Here is a 6,513-nt window from a genome sequence, read left to right on the forward strand (position 1 = left end):
AGAATCTTGCTTTTTCTCTATATTTTAAATTTGATTTTTTATAGTAATTACTAATATCAAAAAGATCTGTAAATTTTTTCTATATAAGCATTAGACCTAAAATAATACATAGTAATTTCCTCCAACTATTCAACCTGTTGCTAATTCATATAATGTATATTCCCTTCGTTTTTTAGTTCATTTTTTATTTTATAAACAACAATAACAGCTAAAACAAATGACAAAATATCCGCTATTGGTTGGAGCAAATATATCCCAAACTTCCCGTATAAATTAGTAAGTACATATAAAAGAGGGATGTAGAAAATGCCTTGCCTTGAAATCGAAATTATCAACGACCAAAAATATTTACCTATGTTTTGCATCAACATACTACTTATCGCATAATAGGCTAACAATGGGATTGTTATACATTGCATTCTAAGTAGTTGCACTCCTATAGAAATAACTTCACTATCTTTAGACATCGCAATAACAAAATGTTCCGAAAAAATATATAGCATCACTGCTGATATAATCAAAAATATAGTTCCAACAACAACTGTCAAATTAAATGCTGATCTAACTCTGCCATATTTTTTTGCACCATAATTCATTGCACAAATAGGTTGAAACCCTTGCCCCCATCCAATCATAATCATATAAGCTATGGCAACTATTCTTGAACTAACGGTTAAGGCTGCAATAATACTGTCCCCAAAGCTTGCTGCAACTCTATTCAATAAAATTAGAGAAACACTTGTAATTACTTGCCTTGAAAAGTTAGGCATTCCTCCTACAAGAATATGGTATATGCGTTCTTTACTACATTTGACTTTTTTCAAAGAAACAGGAATATTACCATTTCCTTTTGCCAACATGGTAAGTGCAATACACGCAATTATTTGACCTGTCAAAGTTGCATATCCAGCTCCAACAAACCCGAACTTGAATATAAACATAAATACAGGATCAAGAATCATATTGCTAAACATTCCTAAAAGCAAACCTATCATTCCATCTTTTACATTTCCACAAAGTCGTAATTGATTATAAATAGTAATTGAATACAGACTAAATGGAACGCTTATTATAATCACCTTTATATACTGAGTAGTAAATTTAAATAAATTAACAGAAGCATTCCCACCAATGAACTTTGTCAAGTCTGATATAAAAATCCACGACAGTATAGCTATCAAAAATCCACTTATAATAGAAAAGGCTATTCCTATGGAAGAAATAATTGTTGCCTCTTCTTCATCTTGTTCTCCAAGTTTTTTAGACATAATATTACCGCTACCATATCCAAACCAAAAACCAATAGCCTGAATAATACTCACGAAGCTAAAAACAACACCAATAGCGGCTGTCATCGATTTATCATTTAAAAGTCCGACAAAAAATGTGTCTGTCAAACTATAAATAACCATAATTAGCATACCCACAATTGTCGGAACAGACATTTTTACTATCAAAGGTAAAAGTGGTTCACTTAAAATCTTTTGCCTTCTCAATTCTTTTTGATCTATTTGATTTTTTGATTTCATATCAGCAACCTTTGACCTCGCCGGTATTACCATCTACTTGTATGGTATCTCCATCTTTGAATTTGGTAGTTGCAAAACCAACTCCAAGAACTGCCGGTATATTATATTCTCTTGCAACAATTGCAGCATGGCTCAAAGCAGAACCTGTATCTGCCACAACAGCACTTGCCAGCTTAAATAATGGAGTCCATTCAGGATCTGTAAGATGACAAACTAATATATCTCCTTTTTTCATTTTATAAAATTCTTTGGGACTATTTATTAGACACACCTTTCCAACTGCAATGCCAGTGCTTCCGCTTACTCCTTTTAAGACATCACCATCTGTTTTAAAAATCAATAACTTTGAAGCTTCCCAAACTTTTACTGCTAAATTAAATTTTTCGTTTCTCCTATTTATTTTTTCCTTATCTGATTCATTTAAATTACCTCTGTTAATTACTTCCAACAATTCTTTATGAAAAAGATTAGCCACTCCAGTTTCTATATTTTCATCACCCAAGAGTATAAAGTTAATTCTTCTAACACACTTTCTCACATAATAAAATAGTGTTTCCCACAAATATTGACTTTCTTCACGAACCACATGAAAATATCTAAAATATTTTATCTGTTTTTCTACATCCTGATACTTTCTACCATAGATTTCCTTTACGCTCTCCATAAGCTTAGAAAAATCCTTTATATCGTTACTTTCATTACTATTTTCATTTAATATAGGTCGTAATATATTTATCAGCCTATCAGGATCCTCAAGAAATGTTTTTGCAGATAAACAATAACAATTATAATCAGATTTAAAACCATTATCTTTCATAAACTCATCTGATATATTCTTAAAATCGTTATACTTTTTATATAATTCCTTAAAATTATCTCCGGAAATTATTGCTTTTTTTAAAGCTTCATTTTTTCTTATCTCACGAGCCATTTTATAGACATCATTTGTAACCACTGATGTTTTATTATCTAAGTCCCAATAAAAATCAAATGATGAATAATTGCTATTTACTTTTTTTATTATTTTGGTAAATTTCTTGCTATTTAAAACTGATGGAAATAATGCATATTTGAATCTATCATAAGCAAGCTTTTGCAAAAGAACATAACTTTCTTCTAAAAAATTTCCACACTCCGTTAATGTCATATTTTCAAAATTTAAGTGCTTGATTTCTTCTATTTCAACTTCATATATATTCATAAAATCTTTGCACTTCTTATAACAGAACTCAAAATCTTTCATGTTCTTTAAAATATTAAAAAATTTAAAAATATTCTTTCCAATTCGCTTTCCGTCATCAGAAAAAGTTTGTATACCATCATCATCTATAATTGGATTTCTTGGTAAAATAATTCCACCTTCTGACAAAATGTTTACTTTCTGATCATTAATTGCCATCAAATAATCGAAATCAAGGACTCTATGTGCAAAAGGCATTTTTTCTAAAAAGAATGACATTACTTCTTGTGTATCCTTTTTGATTTTTTTACCCTTTATATACTTCTCTATTAAATCATTGTCAGTTATATCATTCTTGGAATTTTTTAATGTGGTAATCGCTCTCGCTTGTAAAATATAGACAATATCATTTTTGATAGCCCATTCAATATCCATAGGCATACCATAGTGTTTTTCAATCTCTAAACCGCACTTCATAAGTTCAAGTATTTCTCTATCATTTAATGCACGAGTTTTTCTTTTATCAGAGTTTACCGATACTTCAACAGTTTCCTTATCCCCGTATATAATCTGAGTTTCCTTGCTTCCAATATTTACTTCGATTATATTTCCTGATTTGTCAATAATGTAGCTATCCGCTGTAACTCTTCCGCTTACAACGCTTTCTCCTAAGCCAAAGCTTGCATTTATTTGCATCTCATTTTCTTTTTTGTTTACTGGGTTTACAGTAAATAAAACTCCTGATTTTTCACTCTCTATCATTTCTTGAATAACAACTGCAATAGAAACTGAAGTTTGATCATAACCTTGATGAAATCTATAGCTTACAGCTCTATTCCCCCAAAGTGAAGCATAACAATTACGCACCCCATTTAATACACTTTCAATACCTTGAACATTTAAATAAGTTTCTTGTTGCCCTGCAAAACTGGCATCCGGTAAATCTTCTGCCGTTGCTGAAGAACGCACTGCAACTCTTGTATTATTTCCAAGATTAAAATATTTTTCTCTTATTGCATTTTCCAATTGCTCAGGAAATTTCCCAGACTTTATCTTTCCTCTAAAATGCTCAGCTTCATTTAGAAGTATTTTTTCATCATCTGCTGATTTTTTAATTCCATTTTCAATGAGGCTATCAATAGCATTTACTTTTAAAAAATCTCTATATGTATCTGCTGTTATAACAAAACCACTTGGAACATTTATTTTAGCCGAAGTCATTTCTCCAAGATTAGCTCCCTTACCTCCAACAATTAATACATCTTCCTTTTTTATCTCATTAAAATCCAGAATCATTTCTATCACCTTCCTTTTTACAATTAAATTTCTATATATTTAAAAACAATGCTTTGTATATAAATATTAAGTACTTCCTCAAATGTATCTTCATTAAAATGGAAATAATTTGAACATAGAACAAAGCTTCCAACAAAGGCATTTGATAAACCTTGCTTATCTACGCTTTTTACTACATTGTTTTTGTACCAATAATCTATTAACCTATTCAAAAAATCCCCATATAGATTTTCTACTCTATTCACTTTCTTTGAATCTTGACTCGCAAATATTCTAAATGCCTCTTGATAAATTTGCTGATTTCTAATTTTCTCAGTCATGTCTATTGAATACTTAAAAATTACCTCTGAAAGGAATTTTTTAGGATTCGTAAGTGAATTTGAAAATTCTTTTTCAATGTTCTCCAATTTTTGTATTGATCTATATGCCATTAAATCAATGACAAGAGATTCTTTATCTTTCCAAAAATTATAGAAACTCCCTTGAGCTATTCCGACTCTTTTTGTCAATTCCGAAATGCTAAGTGATTTTGTCCCTTTATCATGAAATAAATCAAGAGCTGTTTCCATAATACTTTCTTTAATTTTTATCTTTTCTTCTTCTGTAAATGCCTTTCCCATATTTTTATCCTCCGAGAGTGGTTTTTTTGTCTATGAATTTTACAATTTTTATTCATAGATATTATAACTCTTCTTCCTGTATATGTCAATGAATATTATTTTTTATATTCACAGATGGCTTCAAATTGAATACATCATTATAATTTGGTATAATATAGCTATAAATTCAAAACTTGCTTAACGCTTGATATCTAATTTATTCCTATGTAGCAAGCACAGTAAGTGTACGGACACTTACGGAAAATTGACGAAGCAGCCCTCTGGGGTCTGCTTCTTTTTTTATCAATTTTTAGCTTGTTAGGGAGATCCCTAAGACCCCGAAATACATCTAAAGGAGGAATTATCTATGGCAAATAGAATACGAAATGAAAGACTTGAAATTAAGCTAACCAAAGAAGAAAAGGCTATTTTTGAAGAGAAACGAAAACTTGCAAATTGCAAAACTATGTCCCACTTTCTTAGAAAATGTGTATTGGAAAAAGAGATTTATGTTGTAGATTTAGAACCATTTAGAAACCTACAATGGCTACTTTCAAATGCAACAAATAATATAAACCAGATTGCAAAAGCTACTAATACAACTGGTGTTATTTACAAAAATGAAATTGAATCAATGAATAAACAGATAGAAAAATTATCAAGAGAAATATGGCAGATCCATTCCCTACTTCTTAATAAATCAAAAGAAAGTTCTGGTGATTAGTATGGCAATTACAAAAATACATCCAATAAAATCAACTATAAATTTGGCAATAGACTATATAACTAAGAGTGAAAAAACTGATGAAAAAATCTTGGTATCTTCCTTTAATTGTCATCCATCTACTGCCCATATTCAATTTATGAAAACACGAGAAGACAATGATACTAAAGGTACAGTTTTGGCTAGACATTTAATTCAATCTTTTCTACCAGGAGAGGTTGATCCTATAAAAGCACATGAAATAGGAATGGAATTATGTAAGAAAATTTTAAAAGAAGATTATGAATTTGTTCTTGCAACTCATATAGATAGAGGTCATATCCATAACCATATTATTTTTAATAATGTTAATTACAAGACTGGTAAATGCTACCAATCTAATAAAAAATCTTACCACAAAATTAGGTATCAAAGTGATGAATTATGTAAAGAAAATAAGCTTTCAGTCATTGATAAATATTATGAAGCTTACAAAAGAAAATATAAAACTGCGGGTAAATCTTGGTATGAATATGACCAAAACAAGAAAGGAAACTCCTGGAAATCTAAGCTGCAATTTGATATAGATAGAATGATTAATAAGTCTAACTCGTGGGAAGAATTTTTAGAAAACATGAAATCTCTTGATTATGAAACTAAGTTTGGTAAACACATTGCTTTTCGCCATAAAGATAAACAAAGATTTACAAGAGCTAAGACTATCGGAGAAGATTATACCGAAGAAAAAATCAAAGAAAGAATAGATTTAGCTATTAAAAACAAAGCTAATACTATTAAAAAACGTGTAGGAAATGTTATTGATATATCTACTAATGAAAAAGCTCAATCCTCAAAAGGTTATGAAGTATGGGCAAGAAAACATAATATAAAAACAATGGCTGATTCAATAATTAAACTTAGAGAACAAGGAATCAATTCAATCACTCAACTCGATGAGCTGATCAAAAAATCTGCTGATGATAGACAAGACTTGTTAGATAAAATAAAGAAAATTGAAACTGAAATGAAGAGTTTATCCCAAGATATGGAAAATATAAATACTATAAATAAATATCGTGAAATATATAAATACCACAAGAAAAATCCTGAAGATAAGCAATTTGTAGAAGAATATTATAGTGAGCTTTCAGTCTATAAAATAGCCGCTAAAGAAATCTTAGAAAATTATAAAAAACTACCAAACAC

Annotated in this window: 5 protein-coding genes (1 of these 5 running past the window's edge); 2 read left to right on the plus strand and 3 right to left on the minus strand. The window is 29.7% G+C overall.

Annotated features, from left to right (window positions below; genetic code table 11):
* Positions 1–140 precede the first annotated feature (140 nt).
* Genes M9426_RS02045 through M9426_RS02055 form a run of 3 tightly spaced genes read right to left on the minus strand, consistent with a single transcriptional unit; the run spans position 141 to position 4,625 of the window.
* Complete coding sequence (locus M9426_RS02045; protein WP_250342302.1) at positions 141–1,529, minus strand: MATE family efflux transporter; 1,389 nt, start codon at positions 1,527–1,529, stop codon at positions 141–143.
* 1 nt (position 1,530) lies between these two features.
* Entirely contained in the window at positions 1,531–4,005 is a 2,475-nt protein-coding gene (locus tag M9426_RS02050; RefSeq protein WP_250342303.1) for a PEP/pyruvate-binding domain-containing protein, read from the minus strand.
* A 23-nt stretch (positions 4,006–4,028) separates the two neighbouring features.
* Positions 4,029–4,625, minus strand: coding sequence for a TetR/AcrR family transcriptional regulator (locus M9426_RS02055; RefSeq protein WP_250342304.1), 597 nt, complete (start codon positions 4,623–4,625; stop codon positions 4,029–4,031).
* Between the two features lie 346 nt (positions 4,626–4,971).
* On the opposite strand from M9426_RS02055, the gene M9426_RS02060 reads away from it, so the two are divergent.
* A complete protein-coding gene (locus M9426_RS02060) occupies positions 4,972–5,328 on the plus strand; it encodes a plasmid mobilization protein (protein ID WP_250342305.1) in 357 nt (118 codons plus the stop codon).
* 1 nt (position 5,329) lies between these two features.
* Positions 5,330–6,513, plus strand: the 5' portion of a protein-coding gene (locus tag M9426_RS02065; protein ID WP_250342306.1) for a relaxase/mobilization nuclease domain-containing protein. Its footprint extends 148 nt past the window's final position; the window shows 1,184 of its 1,332 coding nt (coding positions 1–1,184); the start codon lies at positions 5,330–5,332; the stop codon falls past the right edge of the window.

Source organism: Peptoniphilus genitalis (assembly GCF_023614525.1).
In the GTDB taxonomy this organism is placed as follows: domain Bacteria; phylum Bacillota; class Clostridia; order Tissierellales; family Peptoniphilaceae; genus Peptoniphilus_A; species Peptoniphilus_A genitalis.

Bases quoted from the DNA above. Each gene is read 5' to 3' on its own strand.
- M9426_RS02045 (WP_250342302.1), bottom strand. From the start codon at position 1,529: ATGAAATCAAAAAATCAAATAGATCAAAAAGAATTGAGAAGGCAAAAG.
- M9426_RS02050 (WP_250342303.1), bottom strand. From the start codon at position 4,005: ATGATTCTGGATTTTAATGAGATAAAAAAGGAAGATGTATTAATTGTT.
- M9426_RS02055 (WP_250342304.1), bottom strand. From the start codon at position 4,625: ATGGGAAAGGCATTTACAGAAGAAGAAAAGATAAAAATTAAAGAAAGT.
- M9426_RS02060 (WP_250342305.1), top strand. From the start codon at position 4,972: ATGGCAAATAGAATACGAAATGAAAGACTTGAAATTAAGCTAACCAAA.